Genomic DNA, 20,907 nt, shown 5'->3' on the forward strand with positions numbered 1-20,907 from the left:
AGAATCATGGCTTACAGCGAAAAGGTCATCGACCACTACGAAAACCCGCGCAACGTCGGCAAGATGAACGCGGAAGATCCTGATGTCGGCACCGGCATGGTCGGCGCTCCGGCGTGCGGCGACGTGATGCGTCTGCAAATCAAGGTCAACGACGCTGGCATCATCGAAGATGCCAAGTTCAAGACCTACGGCTGCGGTTCGGCTATCGCTTCCAGCTCCCTCGCCACCGAGTGGATGAAGGGCAAAACCCTGGACGAAGCAGAAACCATCAAGAACACTCAGCTGGCCGAAGAACTGGCCCTGCCGCCAGTGAAAATTCACTGCTCGGTACTGGCTGAAGACGCTATCAAAGCGGCTGTTCGCGATTACAAGCAGAAGAAAGGCTTGATCTGACTTTCTGGATTTGGCGACGAGTAAGGAGTCACCTATGGCTATCAGCATGACAGAAGCGGCTGCTCGACACGTGCGGCGCTCCCTCGACGGGCGCGGCAAAGGTGAAGGGATTCGTCTGGGTGTTCGCACCACAGGCTGTTCCGGCCTTGCCTACGTGCTGGAGTTTGTCGACGAGGTGGTTGCAGAGGATCAGGTGTTCGAAAGTCACGGCGAAAAAGTGATCATCGACCCGAAAAGCCTGGCCTACCTGGACGGCACCGAGCTCGATTTCGTCAAGGAAGGGTTGAACGAAGGCTTCAAGTTCAACAACCCCAACGTACGCGGTGAATGTGGCTGCGGCGAAAGCTTCAACATCTGAGGCTTGTCGTGGGTATTCCTTGTCATTTCGCTTTATTCGAGCTGCAACCGGGTTTCCGTCTGGATCTCGAGCAGTTGGCCACGCGCTATCGTGAGTTGGCGCGCGGCGTTCATCCTGACCGCTTTGCCGACGCTTCCGAGCGTGAGCAGCGGTCGGCACTCGAGCAGTCTGCGCGGCTCAACGACGCCTATCAGACGCTCAAGAGTCCGGCCCAGCGCGCACGCTACCTGCTGACCATCAGCGGGCATGAAGTGCCGATGGAAGTCACGGTCCATGACCCCGAGTTTCTTCTGCAGCAGATGCAATGGCGCGAAGAGCTCGAAGACCTCCAGGACAGTGCCGACCTTGACGGTGTCGCGGTGTTCAAGCGGCGCTTGAAAGTGGCTCAGGAAGAACTCAATGAAAGCTTCGCAGCCTGTTGGGATGATGCGGCGCAACGCGAACAGGCCGAACGCCTGATGCGGCGCATGCAGTTCCTCGACAAGCTCACCTACGAAGTGCGCCAGTTAGAAGAGCGCCTCGACGATTAACCCAGTGCCGCTCCGGTCGCACGCCTGATATACAGATAAGTCCTGATCACGATGGCCCTACTGCAGATCGCCGAACCCGGCCAAAGTCCTCAACCGCACCAGCGTCGTCTGGCTGTGGGGATCGACTTGGGCACTACCAATTCGCTGGTCGCTGCGTTGCGCAGTGGTCTTTCCGAACCGTTGGCCGACGCAAACGGGCAGGTCATCCTGCCGTCCGCTGTGCGTTACCACGCTGATCGCGTCGAAGTTGGCGAGTCGGCCAAGCTGGCTGCCGCTTCCGATCCGTTGAACACCGTGCTGTCGGTCAAGCGCTTGATGGGTCGTGGTCTGTCCGACGTCAAGCAATTGGGCGAGCAACTGCCGTACCGCTTTGTCGGTGGCGAGTCGCACATGCCGTTCATCGACACCGTGCAGGGCCCGAAAAGCCCGGTCGAAGTCTCCGCCGATATCCTCAAGGTCCTGCGTCAGCGCGCTGAAGCGACCTTGGGTGGCGAACTGGTGGGTGCGGTGATCACCGTTCCTGCCTATTTCGATGACGCTCAACGTCAGGCCACCAAAGATGCGGCGAAACTCGCCGGTCTGAACGTGCTGCGGCTGCTCAACGAGCCGACCGCTGCCGCTGTGGCGTACGGTCTGGATCAGCATGCCGAAGGCTTGGTCGCGATTTATGACCTCGGCGGCGGCACCTTCGATATTTCGATTCTGCGTCTGACCGGCGGTGTTTTTGAAGTGCTGGCCACTGGCGGCGACAGCGCGCTGGGCGGCGATGACTTCGATCACGCGATTGCCGGCTGGATCATCGAGAGCGCCGGGCTGTCCGCCGATCTCGATCCGGGTGCACAACGCAATCTGCTGCAAACCGCTTGTGCGGCCAAAGAAGCCCTGACCGATTCGGCCAGCGTTGAAGTGGTCTACGGCGACTGGAAAGCACCGCTGACCCGCGAAGCCTTCGATGCGCTGATCGAGCCAATGGTCGCGCGCAGCCTGAAAGCCTGCCGTCGCGCCGTTCGCGATTCCGGAATTGAGCTGGAAGACGTGCACGCCGTGGTCATGGTTGGCGGTTCGACCCGCGTACCGCGTGTTCGCGAAGCTGTTGCTGAAGCCTTCGGTCGTCAGCCTCTGACTGAAATCGACCCGGATCAAGTGGTGGCCATCGGTGCTGCGATCCAGGCGGATACGCTGGCGGGCAACAAGCGCGATGGCGGCGAACTGCTGCTGCTCGACGTGATTCCGCTGTCCCTGGGGCTGGAAACCATGGGCGGTCTGATGGAGAAGGTGATTCCACGCAACACCACCATCCCCGTCGCGCGCGCACAAGATTTCACTACGTATAAAGACGGCCAATCGGCCATGGCGATCCACGTGCTGCAGGGTGAGCGCGAGCTGATCAGCGACTGCCGTTCGCTGGCGCGCTTCGAATTGCGTGGTATCCCGGCGATGGTCGCCGGTGCAGCGAAGATTCGCGTGACCTTCCAGGTCGATGCCGACGGTCTGCTCAGCGTTTCCGCCCGAGAATTGGGTTCAGGTGTTGAGGCGAGCATTCAGGTCAAGCCGTCCTACGGCCTGACCGACGGCGAAATCGCCAAGATGCTGAAAGATTCGTTCCAGCACGCCAACGACGACAAAGTCGCCCGTGTTCTGCGTGAGCAGCAAGTCGATGCCCAGCGCCTGATCGAAGCGGTGCAGGGCGCTCTTGAGGTTGATGGCGAGCGTTTGCTCGACGCCGAAGAGCGCATGGTCATCGACCTGCAGCTGCAGGAATTGGCCGAACTGATGAAAGGTACTGATGGTTACGCCATCGAGCAGCAGACCAAGCGTCTGTCGCAAGTGACCGATGCTTTTGCTGCCCGCCGCATGGATCTGACGGTGAAAGCCGCTCTGTCGGGGCGCAATCTGAATGAAATCGAGGATATCTGATGCCGCAGGTCATTTTTCTGCCCCACGAGAAGTTCTGCCCTGAAGGCATGGTGGTCGAGGCTGCGCCCGGCACATCGATTCTCGAACTGGCCCACGAACACCATATCGAGATGGAAAGCGCCTGCGGCGGCGTGTGTGCTTGCACCACCTGCCACTGCATCATCCGCGAGGGTTTCGACTCGATGGGAGAGGCTGACGAGCTGGAAGAAGACTTCCTCGATCGTGCCTGGGGTCTGGAAGCGCAATCGCGTCTGGCTTGCCAGGCTATCGTTGGTGAAGAAGACATCACCGTCGAAATTCCGAAATATTCGCTTAACCATGCGGCTGAAGCGCCGCACTGACTGGTAAGACTGTCATGAGCTACGGTTGGAATGATGTTCAACGCATTGCCGAAGAGTTGGCTGAAGCCAAGCCGGATGTTGATCCGCTTTCTGTCAATTTCGTCGACCTGCAGCGATGGATCATGGAACTGCCTGACTTCGACAACACATCTGGCCGTGTCGGCGAGAAGGTGTTGGAAGCGGTTCAGGCTCTCTGGATCGAAGAAGTAGACTGATCGTCCTCGCAGGTTAGGCAATACCCAAGAACCCGCGTATAATTCGCGGGTTTAATTTTTCGCAAATTACCGTTTCTGGAGTTACACCATGGCTGTTCAACGCACTTTCTCCATCATCAAGCCTGACGCTGTTGCAAAAAACGTCATCGGCGAAATCACCACTCGTTTCGAAAAAGCCGGCCTGCGCGTTGTAGCTTCGAAACTGAAGCAACTGTCCAAAGCTGAAGCTGAAGGCTTCTACGCTGAGCACAGCGCTCGTGGTTTCTTCGGCGACCTGGTTGCTTTCATGATCTCCGGTCCTGTTGTTGTTCAGGTTCTGGAAGGCGAAAACGCTATCGCTCTGAACCGTGAGCTGATGGGCGCTACCAACCCTAAAGAAGCTGCTGCCGGCACCATCCGCGCTGACTTCGCTGATTCCATCGACGCCAACGCTGTTCACGGTTCGGACTCCGAAGCCGCAGCTGCTCGTGAAATCTCGTACTTCTTCGCAGCTACTGAAGTAACCACTCGCTAAGCATTGGCTTAAGAGTGAAGGTGAATCCATGACTACATCGACTGTAAAAACCAACCTGCTGGGTCTGACTCAACAGGAAATGGAAAAATTCTTCGACTCAATCGGGGAGAAGCGTTTCCGTGCCGGTCAGGTAATGAAATGGATTCACCACTTTGGCGTCGATGATTTCGACGCCATGACGAACGTCAGCAAGGCCTTGCGCGACAAGCTCAAGGCTATTGCTGAGGTCCGTGGTCCGGAAGTGGTCAGCGAGGACATCTCCAGCGACGGCACCCGTAAGTGGGTGGTGCGCGTGGCGTCCGGCAGCTGCGTCGAGACCGTGTACATTCCCCAGGGCAAACGCGGCACTCTGTGCGTTTCGTCCCAGGCAGGCTGTGCCCTGGATTGCAGTTTCTGCTCCACCGGCAAGCAAGGCTTCAATAGCAACCTCACCGCCGCCGAAGTCATCGGTCAGGTGTGGATTGCCAACAAATCTTTCGGCAGTGTCCCGGCTACCGTCGACCGTGCCATCACCAACGTGGTGATGATGGGCATGGGTGAGCCATTGCTGAACTTCGACAACGTCGTCGCCGCCATGCATCTGATGATGGATGACCTCGGCTACGGGATCTCCAAGCGCCGCGTGACCCTGTCCACCTCGGGTGTGGTGCCGATGATCGATGAGCTGGCCAAGCACATCGACGTGTCCCTGGCGTTGTCGTTGCACGCACCAAATGACGCATTGCGTAACCAATTGGTGCCGATCAACAAGAAATATCCGCTTAAGATGCTGCTCGAGTCGTGCCAGCGCTACATGTCGTCCCTGGGCGAGAAGCGTGTGCTGACCATCGAGTACACCTTGCTCAAGGACATCAATGACAAGGTTGAGCACGCCGTCGAGATGATCGAGCTGCTGAAGAACATTCCGTGCAAGATCAACCTGATTCCGTTCAACCCGTTCCCGCATTCCGGGTACGAGCGGCCGAGCAACAACGCGATCCGTCGTTTCCAGGATCAGTTGCATCAGGCCGGTTTCAACGTCACTGTCCGCACCACCCGTGGTGAAGACATCGACGCTGCATGTGGTCAATTGGTAGGGCAGGTGCTGGATCGCACCCGTCGCAGCGAACGTTACATCGCCGTGCGCGAGTTGAGCGTCGACAGCGATCTGGCACAGAACGCCGCGAACACAAATTAAGAGAGGATCTCTATGTCCCTGCGCTTTGCGCTGCTGTTGCTGTTGACCAGCCTGTGTGCTGGTTGTGTCCTGTCGGGTGACTACAACCCGATGAAGACCAGCAAGGGCCGCGATGAAGCGCGGGCTGCCTACGTGCGGTTGGGGCTGGGATACTTGCAGCAAGGCATGACCGAGCGGGCCAAGGTGCCGCTGAAAAAAGCGCTGGAGATCGACGGTTCCGATCCTGACGCCAACGCGGCCCTCGGGCTGGTGTTTCAGTCCGAAATGGAGCCTGAACTGGCCGACGAACACTTCCGCAAGGCTTTGTCCTCCCGTCCTGCCGATGCGCGCATCCTCAACAACTACGGCAGTTTTCTCTACGAACAACAGCGTTATAAAGAAGCCTACGAGCGTTTTGAACAGGCCGCCGCCGATACCCTGTATCCTGAGCGTTCGCGTGTGTTCGAGAACCTCGGCATGACGGCGGCGAAGCTCGGTCAGCGTGATCTGGCGCAGCAGCAGCTGGAAAAGGCGCTGCGTTTGAACCGCCAACAGCCACGCGCATTGCTGGAAATGGCTGAGTTGTCCTTCGAAGACAGGCATTATGTGCCCGCGCGAGACTATTACGACCGTTTCAGCCTGCTCACCGAACAAAATGCACGTAGTCTATTGCTCGGCGTTCGGCTGGCAAAAGTGTTTGAAGATCGCGACAAGGCCGCCAGTTATGGCCTGCAATTAAAACGACTCTATCCCGGTACGCCGGAATATCAGCAATACCTGTCGGAGCAATGATGAAAGCGGCGCATCCCGAAGTTGTAGCAGCGAATCGCGTTAACCCCGGTGAGACCCTGCGCCAGGCCCGCGAAAGCAATGGCTGGTCGCTGGCCGAAGTGGCCCTCAAGCTCAACCTCACCGTGACTTCCCTGAGCAATCTTGAAGCCGGCGCTTTCGACAAGCTGCCGGGGCATACCTTCGCTCGCGGTTACATTCGCGCTTATGCCAAATTGCTCGGCATGGACCAGACCGTTCTGGTTCAGCAATTCGACCAGTCCACCGGCACCGATTCCCAGGGCAGCAACGTTCATGCCCTCGGCCGTATCGAAGAGCCAGTGCGGGTTTCCCACACCATTCTGCGTATTGTCAGCCTGCTGTTGCTGATCGCGGTCATCGGCGGCGGTTTCGTCTGGTGGCAGGATCAGACGTCGCTGCGCAGCAAGGATGTGGCTTCTTTGGCGCCTGAGCACGTTGAAGTCGAAGGTGCTGACGGCACTACCCAGATTCACCCGATTGACGAGCCGGAAGACCAGGCTGTCGAGGAGAACCAGGTCGATACTTCCACAGCGCTGGCGCTGCCTCAGTCTGAAACCACCGCTGAATCGACCGGTGCCGAAGCTACCACCCCGGCAACCACTCCGGCCGCACCGGTTGCGCCGGCTGCACCGACGACCGCCCCGGCTCATACGCCAGCGCCAGTTGTCGCTACCCCGGCAACCCCGGCACCAAACGTTCCCGCGACTCCAGCACCGACCACCACTGCGCCGGTTGCTCCTGCTACTGCCGCACCAACCGCAGAAGCGGCCGCTCCGGTGGCTGGCGACGGTCAGGTCCAACTGCAGTTCAGTGCCGATTGCTGGGCACAAGTGACCGATGGCCGAGGCAAAGTGATTTTCAGTGGTCTGAAGCATAAAGGCGATAGCGTCAGCGTTTCCGGCAAGCCGCCGCTTAGCGTACGTCTGGGCGTTGCCCGTGCTGCACAGGTCAGCTACAACGGCCAGCCGGTCGATATCGCTCCGTTCACCAGTGGCGAGACTGCTCGCCTGAAGTTGGGTCAATAAGTCATGCACGGCGAATCTCCAATCAAACGTCGCGTTTCGCGCAAGATCTGGGTCGGCAACGTACCGGTGGGCGGCGATGCGCCGATCGCGGTGCAGAGCATGACCAACAGCGACACCAATGACGTCGCCGCCACTGTTGCGCAGATCAACCGTCTGGAAGCCGCTGGCGTCGATATCGTCCGCATCTCGGTGCCGGACATGGACGCCGCCGAGGCGTTCGGCAAGATCAAACAACTGGTCAGGGTGCCGCTGGTTGCCGACATCCACTTCGACTACAAGATCGCTCTGCGCGTAGCCGAATTGGGCGTGGATTGCCTGCGCATCAACCCGGGCAACATCGGTCGTGAAGACCGTGTTCGCGCAGTGGTCGATGCCGCGCGTGATCGCGGGATTCCGATCCGCATCGGCGTTAACGCCGGCTCCCTGGAAAAAGACCTGCAGAAGAAATACGGCGAGCCGACGCCAGCCGCGCTGGTTGAGTCCGCTCTGCGCCACGTTGAACACCTCGAGCGCCTGAATTTCCAGGACTTCAAGGTCAGTGTTAAGGCCTCCGACGTGTTCATGGCCGTCGAAGCCTACCGCTTGCTGGCGAAGGAAATCGTTCAGCCGCTGCACCTGGGCATCACCGAAGCCGGTGGATTGCGTTCGGGCACAGTGAAATCCGCCGTGGGCCTAGGTATGCTGCTCGCCGAGGGGATTGGCGATACCATCCGCATCTCGCTGGCGGCCGACCCGGTCGAGGAAGTGAAGGTCGGTTACGACATTCTCAAGTCTTTGCATCTGCGTTCCCGTGGCATCAACTTCATCGCCTGCCCGAGCTGCTCGCGGCAGAACTTCGATGTGGTGAAAACCATGAACGAGCTGGAAGGGCGCCTTGAAGACCTGCTGGTGCCGCTGGATGTCGCGGTGATCGGTTGTGTGGTCAACGGCCCCGGCGAAGCCAAGGAAGCCCATATCGGCTTGACCGGCGGCACGCCAAACCTGATTTACATCGACGGCAAGCCGTCGCAGAAACTGACGAATGACAATCTGGTGGACGAGCTGGAAAAGCTGATCCGCCAGAAAGCGGCCGAAAAGGTCGAAGCTGACGCTGCGGTTATCGCGCGCGGCTGATCGAACGAATTTAAGGATTTAAAGTGAGCAAGTCTCTGCAAGCCATTCGTGGCATGAACGACATCCTGCCCGAACAGACTCCCCTGTGGCGTTATTTCGAGGGCACTGTTGCGCGTCTGCTGGATAACTACGGTTACAAGCAGATTCGCATGCCGATCGTTGAATTCACCGAGCTGTTCAAACGCTCGATCGGTGAAGTGACCGACATCGTCGAAAAAGAGATGTACACCTTCGAAGACCGCAACGGCGACTCCCTGACCCTGCGTCCGGAAGGCACCGCGGCGTGCGTGCGTGCTGTGCTCGAACACGGCATCACCGGTGGTGGCCAGGTGCAGAAACTCTGGTACATCGGCCCGATGTTCCGCCACGAGCGTCCGCAGAAAGGCCGTTATCGCCAGTTCCACCAGATCGGTCTGGAAGTGTTCAACCTCGACGGTCCGGACATCGACGCCGAGCTGATCACCATGACCTGGCGCCTGTGGGGCGAGCTGGGTATTCGTGATGCGGTCAAACTCGAACTCAACAGCCTCGGCACCAGCGAGTCCCGTGGTCGTTATCGTGAAGCGCTGGTCGAGTACCTCTCGGCGCACCACGACAAGCTCGACGAAGACAGCCAGCGTCGCCTGAAAACCAACCCGCTGCGCGTGCTCGACACGAAAAATGCCGACACTCAAGCGGTGCTGGTCGATGCGCCGAAGATGGCCGACTACCTCGATGACGAGTCCCGTGCGCACTTCGAAGGTTTGAAAGCGCGTCTGGATGCCGTCGGCATTCCTTACGTGCTCAACCCGAAACTGGTTCGCGGCCTCGATTACTACAGCAAAACCGTTTTCGAATGGGTCACCGACAAGCTCGGCGCCCAAGGCACTGTCTGTGCCGGCGGCCGTTACGACGGTCTGGTCGAGCAGATGGGCGGCAAGCCGACCACCGGCGTTGGTTTCGCCATGGGCATCGAGCGTCTGGTGTTGATGCTGGAAACCCTGGAGCAGATCCCGGAAGAAATCTCCCGTCAGGTTGATGTCTATCTGTGCGCCTTCGGTGAAGAAGCCGAGCTGGCCGGTCTGGCCCTGGCTGAACGTGTTCGTGATCAACTTCCAAACCTGCGCCTGCAAGTCAATGCCGGCGCCGGCAGCTTCAAAAGCCAGTTCAAGAAAGCCGACAAGAGCGGTGCGCTGTACGCACTGATCCTCGGTGACGACGAAATGGCCCAGCAAGTGGTAGGTTTCAAACCCCTGCGTGGCCAGGGCGAACAACAAAGCATTGCCTGGGATGCGCTCGCCGCTCACCTGGCCACCTGCGTCGTGCAGGGTTGAAGCTGTCCAAACAGCCGATTTAGCGATTAAGGAGTATTGGGGTGTCGAGTACCGAAGACGAACAGTTGGCGGATTTGAAGGACTGGTGGACACGCAACGGCAAACCTCTGGTCACCGGCGGCCTGTTGGCGCTGGTCATCGTGTTCGGCTGGCAGGCTTATCACAAGTATCAGAGCAACCAGTCGCAAGGCGCCTCGGTGCTCTATCAGCAATTGCTGGAAACCACGCTGACGCCTGACGGCAAGCCTGATGCTGCCCGCGTTGCGGATCTGGCCGGCAAGCTCAACAGCGAATTCGGCGGTTCTGCCTACGCGCAGTACGGCAGCCTTTTTGTCGCCAAAGTGGCGGTCGACAGCGGCAAGCTGGATGACGCAGCGACCGAGCTGAAAGCCATCGTCGACAAACCGGCCAACCCGGCGCTGGGCGAAATCGCCCGTCAGCGTCTGGCGCAGGTACTGGGTGCGCAGAACAAGGCTGAAGACGGCCTGAAACTGCTCGACGGCGACGCCGACAAAGCGTTCCTGGCCACTCGCGAAGAACTCAAGGGCGACCTGCTGGTGCAGCTGGGCCGTACCGATGACGCGAACAAGGCGTATCAAAAAGCCAAGGCGGCACTGTCGGATGAAGCGGCGGTCGGTGGCCTTCAAATCAAGCTCGACGACCTGGCCAAAGGGGATGCGTGACGTGATCCGTTGGAAGCATGCAGCATTGCTGGCTCTGGCCCTTCTGGCCGCGGGTTGCAGCAGCAACAGCAAGAAAGAATTGCCACCGGCTGAACTGACCGACTTCAAAGAAGAAGTGGTTCTGCACAAGCAGTGGAGTCGTTCGATCGGTGACGGTCAGGGCGAAACCTACAACATGCTGGTGCCGGCGATCGACGGTGACACCATCTACGCCGCCGATGTAACTGGCGTGGTGATGGCCATGGATCGCGGCAATGGCGACGTGAAATGGAAGCAGGATCTTGATCTGCCTGTCTCCGGCGCTGTCGGTGTTGGTTATGGTCTGGTGCTGATCGGCACCCTGCGTGGCGAAGTGGTCGCTCTGGACACCAGCAACGGTGAAGAGAAGTGGCGTGCTCGCGTCAACAGCGAAGTCCTCGCGCCGCCGGCTAACAACGGTGACGTGGTCGTGGTGCAGACTCAGGACGATCGTCTGATCGGTCTGGATGCCTCCACCGGTACCCAACGCTGGGTGTATGACAGCACGCCGGCCGTACTGACCCTGCGTGGCACCAGTGCCCCGCTGGTCACCAACCGCCTCGCGGTGGCTGGCCTGTCGACCGGTAAAGTGGTTGCTCTGGACATTTCCAACGGCGTGCCGGTCTGGGAACAACGGATCGCGATTCCACAGGGTCGTTCGGAACTGGAGCGCGTAGTCGATATCGACGGCGGTCTGCTGTTGTCCGGCGGTACTCTCTACGTTGCCAGCTATCAGGGTCGCGTCGCGGCACTGGATCTGGAAAGCGGTCGTCAACTCTGGCAGCGCGATGCGTCGAGCTACGCTGGTATTGCTCAGGGTTTCGGCAGCGTTTACGTGAGCCTGTCCTCGGGCACCGTTGAAGGCGTCGACGAGCGTTCTACCACTGCATTGTGGAGCAACGATTCGTTGGCTCGCCGTCAACTGTCGGCCCCGGAAGTGTTCTCCAGCTATGTTGCAGTGGGTGACCTGGAAGGTTATCTGCACCTGCTGAGTCAGGTTGACGGTCGTTTCGTCGGCCGTGAGCGCATCGACAGCGACGGCCTGCGTGCCCGTCCGCTGGTGGTGGGTGACACGATTTATGTATATGGCAACAGCGGCAAACTGGAAGCCCTGACCATCAAGTAACAACTATGCTTGGGGTTAACACCCCCAGGCAGCTTCACTTGTGAGTATGAATGTGGGAGCGAGCCTGCTCGCGATGGGCGTCAACGATTACGCAGATGGCCTGAATAAACGCGGTGCTTTGGCGTTTTTCGCGAACGGGCTCGCTCCCACAAAGAACACCCACAGTGTTGCCCCGAGCACCAGCCGCTGCCTCGCAGCGGCTTTTGTATTTTCTGAAATAACGAAGTGGAGAGCCGCATGGTTCCCGTAATCGCCCTGGTGGGCCGACCGAACGTCGGCAAGTCCACCTTGTTCAACCGCCTGACCAGGACTCGCGACGCCATCGTCGGCGACTTGTCCGGTCTGACCCGTGATCGCCAGTACGGTGAGGCCAAGTGGCAAGGGCGTTCCTACATTCTGGTCGACACCGGTGGTATCTCCGGTGACGAGCACGGTATGGACGAAAAAATGGCCGAGCAGTCGCTGCTGGCCATTGAAGAAGCGGATGTTGTGCTGTTCCTGGTAGATGCCAAGGCCGGTTTTACCGCCGCCGACCAGATGATCGCCGAACACCTGCGCAAACGTAACAAGCGTTCCTACGTGGTCGCCAACAAGGTCGACAACATCGACCCGGAAATGGCCCGCGCTGAATTTGCCCCGCTGGGCATGGGCCACGCGATCCCGATCGCCGGTGCTCACGGCCGTGGCATCACGCAGATGCTGGAAATCGCCCTGGGTGATTTCCCCAAAGACGAAGAAGAGCCGGAAGACGGCGAAGAAGAGATCGTTGCCGAAGGCGAGGAAGCCAAGCGCATTCCTGGCCCAAGCGAAAAAGACGGGATCAAGATCGCCATCATCGGTCGTCCGAACGTCGGCAAGTCGACCTTGGTCAACCGCATGCTCGGTGAAGACCGGGTAATCGTTTATGACCAACCCGGCACCACCCGCGACAGTATCTACATTCCGTTCGAACGCAATGAAGAGAAGTACACGCTGATCGACACCGCCGGTGTGCGCAAGCGCGGCAAGATCCACGAAGAAGTCGAAAAATTCTCCGTGGTCAAAACCCTGCAGGCGATCAAAGACGCCAACGTGGTGATCTTCGTGATGGACGCCCGCGAAGGTGTGGTCGATCACGACCTCAACCTGCTCGGTTTTGCCATCGAGTCGGGTCGTGCGCTGGTCATCGCGATCAACAAGTGGGACGGCATGACGCCGAGCGAGCGCGACTTCGTCAAGGTCGAGCTGCAGCGTCGTCTGTTCTTCGTTGATTACGCCGACATTCACTTCATCTCGGCCCTGCACGGCACCGGCGTGGGTAACCTCTACGCGTCGGTACAGAACTCGTTCAAGTCGGCGGTCACCCGCTGGCCGACCAACCGTCTGACCCAGATTCTCGAAGACGCGGTTGGCGAGCACGCGCCACCGATGGTCAACAACCGCCGGATCAAGCTGCGTTATGCCCACTTGGGTGGTGCCAACCCGCCGATCATCGTGATCCACGGTAACCAGATCGAGAAAGTGCCGAAGTCGTATGTGCGCTATCTGGAGAACACTTACCGCCGTGTGCTCAAGCTGGTCGGTACGCCGATCCGCATCGAGTTCAAGGGCGGCGAGAACCCGTACGAAGGCAACAAAAACACGCTGACCGACCGCCAGGTCAACAGGAAGCGTCGAATGATGTCGCACAGCAAGAAAGCCGACAAAAAGCGCCGCGACAAGAAGTGATTTATCACTTCGTGTAGGAGCTGCCGCAGGCTGCGATCTTTTGATTTTGCTTCAAAGACAAGATCAAAGGATCGCAGCCTTCGGCAGCTCCTACATGGGTTCGGCGATAAGAAGGGCGCTCACCAGAGCGCCCTTTTTTTATGGGCGTCGGATGGGCTATCCTCGGGCTCTCCCGCGCCGTCGTCAGAGCCGGGTGTTGAGCAGGGAACCCCCGATGATCACCAGTAAGCTGCCGAATGTCGGCATCACTATTTTCACGCAGATGTCTCAGCTCGCCGCGCAAACCGGCGCGATCAACCTGTCTCAGGGTTTTCCTGATTTTGACGGCCCGCAGGCGTTGCGCGATGCGGTCGGTCGGCACATTGCCAGTGGTCATAACCAGTATTCGCCGATGACCGGATTGCCGGCCTTGCGCGAGCAGATTGCGGCGAAAATCGCTCGCAGCTATGGCGTGCAGGTCAATGCCGACAGCGAAGTGACCGTGACGCCGGGCGCGACCCAGGCGATCTTCTGTGCGATTCAAGCGGTTATCCACAGCGGCGATGAAGTCATCGTGTTCGATCCGTGCTACGACAGCTACGAGCCGGCCACGGAGTTGGCGGGTGGTCGCTGCGTGCATGTGCAGTTGAACCCGGACGATTTCTCCATCGATTTCGACCAGCTCGCCGCGGCCCTGAGCCCGCGCACGAAAATGATCGTCATCAATACCCCGCATAACCCGAGCGGTGCACTGATCAGCCGTGCGGAGCTGGATCAACTGGCGGCGCTGATCCGTGATCGCGACATCTACCTGATCAGCGACGAAGTCTATGAACACCTGGTGTTCGACGGTGTGCCGCACGTCAGCGTGCTCGCTCATGAAGAGCTGTATCAGCGCGCCTTCGTGGTCAGCTCGTTCGGTAAGACTTACCACGTTACCGGCTGGAAAACCGGTTACGTCGTTGCACCGCCGGCGCTGACCGCCGAGCTGCGCAAGGTGCACCAATACGTCAGTTTCTGCGGCGTCACACCGCTGCAATACGCGCTGGCCGATTACATGGCCGAGCATCCGGAACACGTCGAAGAGCTGCCTGCTTTCTATCAGGCCAAGCGCGATCTGTTCTGCGATCTGCTGGCGCCGTCGCGCTTCACTTTCAGGCGTGTCGCCGGCACTTATTTCCAGTTGGTGGATTACTCGCAGATCCGTCCAGACCTGAATGACGTCGAGATGGCCATGTGGATGACCCGCGAACACGGTGTGGCGAGTATCCCGGTCTCGGTGTTTTACCAGAATCCACCGCAAGGCCAGCGCCTGGTGCGTCTGTGCTTTGCCAAGCGCGAGGAGACGCTGCGTGAAGCGGCGGCAAAACTATGCGTGATCTGAGTGCGTTGCCCGATCTCAACCTGGCGCTGATCCAGACCAGCCTGGCCTGGCACGACCGGCAGGCCAACCTTGAGCATTTCGAGGTGTTGCTGGAGCAGGCGCGGGGGGCGGATCTGATCATCCTGCCGGAGATGTTCACCACCGGATTCTCCATGGAGTCCGAGACCCTTGCCGAAGCCGAGAACGGCCCGACCAGCAAATGGCTGCGGGTTCAGGCGGCCAAACTCGATGCAGTGATTACCGGCAGCGTGATTATTCAGGCGTCTGACGGCAGCCATCGCAACCGCCTGCTGTGGGCGCGACCGGACGGAGAAGTCTTGCATTACGACAAGCGTCACCTGTTCCGCATGGCCGGTGAGCATAACCATTACACGCCCGGCGAACGTCAGGTGCAGTTCGAGCTTAAGGGCTGGCGAATCCGCCCGCTGATTTGTTACGACCTGCGCTTTCCGGTGTGGAGCCGCGATGCGCAGGACACTGATCTGCTGCTGTACACCGCCAACTGGCCGGGGGCGCGACGGTTGCACTGGAACCGCCTGTTGCCGGCGCGGGCGATCGAGAACCTTTGTTATGTGGCGGCGGTGAATCGCGTCGGCACTGATGGCAAAGGCTTTGCCTACACCGGTGACAGCCAAGTACTGGATTTCCAGGGTGAAACCTTGCTGGCGGCGGGGGAGGCGGACGGGGTGTTCAAGGTGGTTTTGGAAGCCGCACCATTGGCGGCTTATCGCGAGCGTTTCCCAGCGAATCTGGATGCCGACACCTTCGAGTTCACCTGATCCTCGCAGCGCCTGTCAGGACGCCTTCGCGAGCAGGCTCGCTCCCACAGGTGAATGCATTGCAAATGTGGGAGCGAGCCTGCTCGCGAAGGGGCCATAAGAGTCAGCCAAAAACCTGCAGGCAAAAAAAGGCCCCGGAGTTTGCACGCCGGGGCCTTTTGCATTTCAGCGATCGATTACGCCGCTTTCGCCTCAGGCTGGCTCAGCGAGCGGTTCAGCGCGCTGAACAGGGCCTTGAAGCTGGCCGTGGTGATGTTTTCATCGATGCCCACGCCGTGCACCGCACGTTCGCCATTCACACGCAGTTCGATGTACGCCGCAGCCTTGGCATTGGTGCCCGCGCCGATCGCGTGTTCGTTGTAGTCCATGATCTCCACCGGAACCGGCAGGCCGGCGACCAGTGCTTCCAGCGCACCGTTGCCCTTGCCGCGCCAGTGCAGATTGGTTTCGCCCTGACCCTTGCTCGCCACTTCCACTTCAACATTGCTGTTGCCGTTTTCTTCCTGCAGGCGATGGCTGACCAGCGCATACGGGGTGTTCGCTTGCAGGTATTCGCTGATCAACAGCGAGTGAATCTGCTTGGCGGTCATTTCCAGGCCCAAGCGGTCGGTCTCACGCTGCACCACCTGGCTGAATTCGATCTGCATGCGACGTGGCAGGCTGATGCCGTATTCCTGCTCCAGCAAGTAAGCGATGCCGCCCTTGCCCGACTGGCTGTTGACGCGAATCACCGCCTCGTAGCTGCGGCCAATGTCGGCCGGGTCGATCGGCAAGTACGGCACTTCCCACAGTGCGTCTGGTTTCTGCTGGGAGAAGCCTTTGCGGATTGCATCCTGGTGCGAGCCGGAGAACGCGGTGTGCACCAGGTCGCCAACGTACGGGTGACGTGGGTGAACCTGAATCTGGTTGCACTCTTCGACGACTTTGCGCACGCCGTCGATGTCGGAGAAATCCAGCTGCGGGTCGAGACCCTGGGTGTACATGTTCAGGGCGACGGTGACGAGGTCGACGTTACCGGTACGCTCGCCGTTGCCGAACAGGCAGCCTTCGACGCGATCGGCGCCGGCCATCAGGCCCAGTTCGGTAGCCGCGACGCCAGTGCCACGGTCGTTGTGGGTGTGCAGGCTGATGATCACGCTGTCACGACGGTTGATATTGCGGCCGAACCACTCGATCTGGTCGGCGTAGATGTTCGGGGTTGCGCACTCAACGGTAGCCGGCAGGTTGAGGATCATCTTGTGCTCAGGCGTCGGGTTCCACACCTCGATCACCGCATCACAGACTTCCTTGGCGAACTCCAGTTCGGTGGCACTGAAGGTTTCCGGCGAATATTCGAAGGTCCACTCGGTGTCCGGCTGCATCGCCGCGTATTTGACGAACAGCTTGGCCGCGTTCACAGCGATGGCCTTGATACCGTCCTTGTCCTGGTTGAAGACGATGCGACGGAAAGACGGCGAGGTGGCGTTGTACAGGTGGACGATGGCTTTCTTCGCGCCACGCAGGGATTCGAAGGTGCGCTCGATCAAGTCTTCACGGCCCTGGGTCAGCACCTGAATGGTGGTGTCGTCCGGGATGTGGCCTTCTTCGATCAGGGTACGCACGAAGTCGAAGTCGGTTTGCGAAGCGGCCGGGAAGGAGGCTTCGATTTCTTTCACACCGACCTGCACCAGGGTTTTCCAGAAGCGCAGCTTCTTCACCGCGTCCATCGGTTCGATCAGCGACTGGTTGCCGTCGCGCAGGTCGGAGCTGCACCAGATCGGCGCGGTGTCGATGGTTTTCGACGGCCAGGTGCGATCCGGCAGGTTGATGACAGGAAACGCGCGGTATTTCGAAGACGGATCTTTGAGCATGCTCATCGGGAAATTCCTTATTGTCTGGGCCGAAAAAAGGCGGCCTGCCGGTGTTACGAATGTTCTGGGAAAAGCGTGGGACGAGGCGCAGCGATTCAGCCTGGCAGTCGTGCGCTGACAAGGCACAGGCTGCGGTGCTGGCGAAGCTGAATGAGGGTGTGAGAGGTTTTCATGCCTTCAACCCTAACCGCGAGGGCAGAGGATGGCAAGCAGTCGAAAAAAATTGAGAGGAATACTCGGAAAGCGGGGTTATGCAGGATTTTATTGCGCTTAAGGCGGTGGATCTTGTTGATGTTTGCGTGAGGTTAGATTGGGGCGCAATTGAGTTTTTGAAGATTTATTGAGTGTGGCGGTGTTTTATAGGCCGCCATCGCGAGCAGGCTCACTCCTACAGTTGATCGTGTTCACAACACCGGTCCAATGTAGGAGTGAGCCTGCTCGCGATGAGGCCATAAGCTTCGCTCTATTTTTTAAGGCTGAAACGCACCAATGAAAATCGCCGGATCCACCCGCGCATCATTCAGGCTGACATTCCAGTGCATGTGCGGACCGGTCGCGCGGCCGGTCATGCCAACCTTGCCGACCACCGCGCCCCGCGCCAGTTGATCGCCGACCTTCACATCAATCTTCGACATATGGCAGAACATGCTGATAAAGCCCTGCCCATGGTCGACAAACACGGTGTTGCCGTTGAAGAAGTAATTGCCGGTGAGGATCACCTTGCCCGCCGCCGGGGTCTTGATCGGCGTGCCCATCGGCACCGCAAAGTCGAGGCCAGCGTGCGGATTGCGTTCTTCACCATTAAAGAAGCGACGCACACCAAACTTGCTCGACAGCGGCCCGTTCACCGGTTTGTCCAACAGCAGATTGCTTGGCGTGTTCGGGCTGAAGCTTCGGTAAGCCTTGATCTGCTCGGCCAGTTCGCCCTCGATGCGCTTGAGATTCGACTGATCCGGGTTTACTTGCTGTTTGTTCTTCAGGGTGATGCGCTGTTCCGGGTATTTCTTGTTGCCCACGGTGAATGGCAGATTGCGCCCACCGCTGCTGATCTGCTGCGCGCCCGGCTTCACCGTCAACGGCACGCCGACAATCGCCAGCCAGTTGTTCTGTTCTTTTACCACCAGCACCGGTTTGCCCTGATACGTGGCTTTCGGTGCCTGCGCGGCCGCGCCCAGATCAACCACCGCCACGCCACCCGGCACCGGTTTGTTCAGCAGCCGGGTGATGTAACTGTCGGCGTGGGCATTGAAGGTCAGGCAGAGCAGAAACAGTGGAGCCAGAAAACGCGGCATGGATCAGTCCAGTAAAGAGAGGGTGACAGGCGTCAGGTGATTGTCCTCGACGCGCACTTGCAGTTCGCCTTCGCCAAGTTTGGCCTTCAGGCGCTGGCCAGTGTGGGTCTGCGCGGCGTTGCGGATCGCGTGGCCACGTTCATCGAGCAGAATGCTGTAACCCCGACCGAGCGTTGCCAACGGGCTGACCACATGCAGTGTCTGCATCTGGCTGTGCAATTGCAGGCGACGGTTTTTCAGGCCTTCGCGCATGGCGCGGGGCAGACGTTCGGCGAGACTGTCGAGACGCTGACGCAACATCGCCAATTGCCGCCCGGGATGTTGCCCGGCGAGGCGGGTTTCCAGGCGAATCAAGCGTTCGCGGCGGGTGTTGAGGTGACGCTCGAACGCCCGGCGCATGCGCATGTCCAGATCATCCAGACGCTGCGCTTGCTGGCGCAGACGTTCACCGGGATGGCGCAGGCGACGGGCCATGCCTTCCAGGCGCAGGCGATCACGCATCAGACGGTCGCGCATGCGCATCACCAAACGGCGATGCAGGCTTTCGACCTGACGGATCAGATGACTGGAATCGGGCGCAAGTAATTCGGCAGCCGCAGACGGCGTCGGTGCACGGACGTCGGCGACAAAGTCGCTGATCGATACATCGGTTTCATGGCCGACAGCACTGACAATCGGCGTCACACAGGCATCGACGGCACGGGCCACGGCTTCTTCGTTGAAGCACCAGAGGTCTTCCAGCGAACCGCCACCACGGGCAAGGATCAACGCGTCAAAACCACGGGCATCGGCCATTTTCAGCGCGCGGACGATTTGTGCGGTGGCTTCGCGGCCCTGCACAGCGGTCGGAATCAGCGTCAGTTGGACTTGCGGCGCACGGCGGCGGAACACGCTGATGATGTCGCGAATCACCGCGCCGGTCGGCGAACTGATGATGCCGATGCGCTGCGGATGCGCGGGCAGCGGCACTTTGCGTTCGGCGCTGAACAGACCTTCGGCGCTGAGTTTTTCTTTCAGCGCATCGAAAGCCAGACGTAGCGCACCGTCACCGGCAGGCTCCACGGTGTCGAGAATCAGTTGATAGTCGCCACGGCCTTCGAACAGTGAAACCTTGCCGCGCACTTTGACCGCCAAGCCGTCCTTGAGCGCCTGGCGCACCCGCGCGGCGTTCTGCCGGAACAGCGCGCAACGCACCTGCGCACCGCTGTCCTTGAGGGTGAAATAGATGTGGCCGGACGCCGGGCGGGCGAGGTTGGAGATTTCACCTTCGACCCAGATATTGCTGAACACGTCTTCAAGCAACACCCGCGCGCGGCCGTTGAGCTGGCTGACGGTCAGGACTTCACGGTCCAGGCCAAGTCTTGCAAAGGGATCTTTAATCATGGGGCGCAGTTTAAAGGCATTTGCCGTTGAATCACCACAAGTCCCCTGTAGGAGTGAGCCTGCTCGCGATAGCGGTGTGTCAGTCGCAGGATAGGTTGAATGTTCAACCGCTATCGCGAGCAGGCTCACTCCTACAAGGGGGTTGTGAAGGTTTCGATAAAGTGTTGGATCAGCGGGGTGGGGTTCTGGCGATAGGCGAGGGCGACGGTGCTTTGGCAGTCGGCATCGGCCAGCGGCAAAAACCGTACGCCGCTCGGAGCGATGTCCTGCATCGATTCCGGCAGCAGGGCGATGCCGAACCCGGCCTGAATCAACTGTAACTGCGTGGTTTTGCGCGACATTACCCGCGCGGCTTTCGGGAAAAAGCCCTGACGCATGCACAGGTCAGCACACAGATAACTCAAGCCGCCGCGTTGCGGGTGCGGGATCGAGATGAACGCTTCGTCCTTCAACTGTGCCAGGTCGACACGCTCAGCGGCGGCCAACCGATGATCCATGGGAACTGCCAGCAGCAAGCGTTCAGTAAACAGCGGCACAATCTGAATCCCTTCACGCTGGCGCAACACCGGCAGGCGCAGCAAGCCAATATCGAGTCGGCCCTCGGCCAACTCTTCCAGTTGCGCCTCGGAAGACAACTTGCCGATGTCCAGCGATACACCGGGTTGTCGCTGCAGATACGCGCCGATGTCACTGAGCAAACGGCCGCTGATCGACACGGTGCTGGAATGGCTGAGGCGCAAGGTGCCGAGCTGACCGTTGCCGACTTCCGTGGCCATGGCGCTGGCCTTGGTCAGCTCATTGAGCAGATTTCTTGCCCGCGGCAGAAACGCTTCGCCCGCCGCCGTCAGTCGAGGCTGGCGCGCCGTGCGTTCGAACAGTGGGGTTTGCAGGCGCGTCTCCATGTCCTTGATCTGCCGGCTTAGCGCCGATTGCGCAACAAACAAACGTTCGGCTGCCGAACTGAAGCTGCCGCACTCAGCGATTTCGACGAAGTAACGCAGTTGACGGGTTGAAAGCATCA

21 protein-coding genes are annotated in these 20,907 nt (G+C 59.5%); 17 read left to right on the forward strand and 4 right to left on the reverse strand.

Going from position 1 to position 20,907, the window contains the following annotated elements; all coding sequences use genetic code 11:
- The first annotated feature begins 6 nt into the window (after positions 1–6).
- The 17 genes from iscU to KBP52_RS24225 all read left to right on the forward strand — a co-directional run bounded on the left by iscU (position 7) and on the right by KBP52_RS24225 (position 15,361).
- Complete coding sequence (gene iscU, locus KBP52_RS24145; protein ID WP_007916892.1) at positions 7–393, forward strand: Fe-S cluster assembly scaffold IscU; 387 nt, start codon at positions 7–9, stop codon at positions 391–393.
- Between the two features lie 34 nt (positions 394–427).
- Complete coding sequence (gene iscA / locus KBP52_RS24150) at positions 428–751, forward strand: iron-sulfur cluster assembly protein IscA (RefSeq protein WP_003227904.1); 324 nt, start codon at positions 428–430, stop codon at positions 749–751.
- 8 nt (positions 752–759) lie between these two features.
- The gene (gene hscB, locus KBP52_RS24155; RefSeq protein WP_007916889.1) at positions 760–1,281 is read left to right on the forward strand and encodes a co-chaperone HscB; all 522 of its coding nucleotides are present in this window, start codon (positions 760–762) and stop codon (positions 1,279–1,281) included.
- A gap of 51 nt (positions 1,282–1,332) precedes the next feature.
- Positions 1,333–3,198 carry a Fe-S protein assembly chaperone HscA gene (hscA, locus tag KBP52_RS24160; protein WP_212621109.1) on the forward strand — a complete coding sequence of 622 codons (1,866 nt, stop codon included), beginning with the start codon at positions 1,333–1,335 and terminating at the stop codon, positions 3,196–3,198.
- Positions 3,198–3,539 carry an ISC system 2Fe-2S type ferredoxin gene (fdx, locus tag KBP52_RS24165; protein WP_116033204.1) on the forward strand — a complete coding sequence of 114 codons (342 nt, stop codon included), beginning with the start codon at positions 3,198–3,200 and terminating at the stop codon, positions 3,537–3,539. The genes hscA and fdx overlap by 1 nt, the downstream gene beginning before the upstream one ends.
- Before the next feature lie 14 nt (positions 3,540–3,553).
- Positions 3,554–3,754 carry a Fe-S cluster assembly protein IscX gene (gene iscX, locus KBP52_RS24170; RefSeq protein WP_027619659.1) on the forward strand — a complete coding sequence of 67 codons (201 nt, stop codon included), beginning with the start codon at positions 3,554–3,556 and terminating at the stop codon, positions 3,752–3,754.
- Positions 3,755–3,842: 88 nt separating this feature from the next.
- Positions 3,843–4,268 (forward strand): nucleoside-diphosphate kinase, encoded by a 426-nt coding sequence (gene ndk, locus KBP52_RS24175; RefSeq protein ID WP_007916882.1) that lies wholly within the window; start codon positions 3,843–3,845, stop codon positions 4,266–4,268.
- Positions 4,269–4,296: 28 nt separating this feature from the next.
- Positions 4,297–5,445, forward strand: a complete 1,149-nt coding sequence (rlmN, locus tag KBP52_RS24180) for a 23S rRNA (adenine(2503)-C(2))-methyltransferase RlmN (protein WP_212621110.1) — start codon at positions 4,297–4,299, stop codon at positions 5,443–5,445.
- 12 nt (positions 5,446–5,457) lie between these two features.
- Positions 5,458–6,216, forward strand: coding sequence for a type IV pilus biogenesis/stability protein PilW (pilW, locus tag KBP52_RS24185; RefSeq protein ID WP_212621111.1), 759 nt, complete (start codon positions 5,458–5,460; stop codon positions 6,214–6,216).
- Positions 6,216–7,259 carry a RodZ family helix-turn-helix domain-containing protein gene (locus KBP52_RS24190; RefSeq protein ID WP_212621112.1) on the forward strand — a complete coding sequence of 348 codons (1,044 nt, stop codon included), beginning with the start codon at positions 6,216–6,218 and terminating at the stop codon, positions 7,257–7,259. The genes pilW and KBP52_RS24190 overlap by 1 nt, the downstream gene beginning before the upstream one ends.
- A gap of 3 nt (positions 7,260–7,262) precedes the next feature.
- Positions 7,263–8,372 carry a flavodoxin-dependent (E)-4-hydroxy-3-methylbut-2-enyl-diphosphate synthase gene (ispG, locus tag KBP52_RS24195; RefSeq protein WP_077574424.1) on the forward strand — a complete coding sequence of 370 codons (1,110 nt, stop codon included), beginning with the start codon at positions 7,263–7,265 and terminating at the stop codon, positions 8,370–8,372.
- Between the two features lie 23 nt (positions 8,373–8,395).
- A complete protein-coding gene (gene hisS, locus KBP52_RS24200; RefSeq protein ID WP_016984369.1) occupies positions 8,396–9,685 on the forward strand; it encodes a histidine--tRNA ligase in 1,290 nt (429 codons plus the stop codon).
- A 41-nt stretch (positions 9,686–9,726) separates the two neighbouring features.
- Complete coding sequence (locus KBP52_RS24205) at positions 9,727–10,368, forward strand: tetratricopeptide repeat protein (RefSeq protein WP_007916865.1); 642 nt, start codon at positions 9,727–9,729, stop codon at positions 10,366–10,368.
- On the forward strand, positions 10,361–11,512 hold the full coding sequence (gene bamB / locus KBP52_RS24210) for an outer membrane protein assembly factor BamB (protein WP_034156262.1): 1,152 nt from the start codon (positions 10,361–10,363) through the stop codon (positions 11,510–11,512). The genes KBP52_RS24205 and bamB overlap by 8 nt, the downstream gene beginning before the upstream one ends.
- Positions 11,513–11,749: 237 nt before the next feature.
- Positions 11,750–13,219 (forward strand): ribosome biogenesis GTPase Der, encoded by a 1,470-nt coding sequence (der, locus tag KBP52_RS24215; RefSeq protein ID WP_008084638.1) that lies wholly within the window; start codon positions 11,750–11,752, stop codon positions 13,217–13,219.
- 214 nt (positions 13,220–13,433) lie between these two features.
- Positions 13,434–14,582, forward strand: coding sequence for a pyridoxal phosphate-dependent aminotransferase (locus tag KBP52_RS24220; protein WP_212621113.1), 1,149 nt, complete (start codon positions 13,434–13,436; stop codon positions 14,580–14,582).
- The gene (locus tag KBP52_RS24225) at positions 14,570–15,361 is read left to right on the forward strand and encodes an amidohydrolase (RefSeq protein ID WP_077574422.1); all 792 of its coding nucleotides are present in this window, start codon (positions 14,570–14,572) and stop codon (positions 15,359–15,361) included. The genes KBP52_RS24220 and KBP52_RS24225 overlap by 13 nt, the downstream gene beginning before the upstream one ends.
- A gap of 176 nt (positions 15,362–15,537) precedes the next feature.
- Here KBP52_RS24225 and leuA read toward each other — a convergent pair whose 3' ends face one another.
- The 4 genes from leuA to KBP52_RS24245 form a co-directional block, all read right to left on the reverse strand.
- Complete coding sequence (gene leuA, locus KBP52_RS24230; protein ID WP_008082522.1) at positions 15,538–17,217, reverse strand: 2-isopropylmalate synthase; 1,680 nt, start codon at positions 17,215–17,217, stop codon at positions 15,538–15,540.
- A 464-nt stretch (positions 17,218–17,681) separates the two neighbouring features.
- On the reverse strand, positions 17,682–18,503 hold the full coding sequence (locus tag KBP52_RS24235) for a M23 family metallopeptidase (RefSeq protein WP_102900320.1): 822 nt from the start codon (positions 18,501–18,503) through the stop codon (positions 17,682–17,684).
- 3 nt (positions 18,504–18,506) lie between these two features.
- Positions 18,507–19,886, reverse strand: coding sequence for an exodeoxyribonuclease VII large subunit (xseA, locus tag KBP52_RS24240; RefSeq protein ID WP_016984362.1), 1,380 nt, complete (start codon positions 19,884–19,886; stop codon positions 18,507–18,509).
- 131 nt (positions 19,887–20,017) lie between these two features.
- Complete coding sequence (locus KBP52_RS24245; RefSeq protein WP_212621114.1) at positions 20,018–20,905, reverse strand: LysR family transcriptional regulator; 888 nt, start codon at positions 20,903–20,905, stop codon at positions 20,018–20,020.
- Positions 20,906–20,907: the final 2 nt, after the last annotated feature.

The organism is Pseudomonas sp. SCA2728.1_7, from assembly GCF_018138145.1.
In the GTDB taxonomy this organism is placed as follows: Bacteria; Pseudomonadota; Gammaproteobacteria; order Pseudomonadales; family Pseudomonadaceae; genus Aquipseudomonas; species Aquipseudomonas koreensis_A.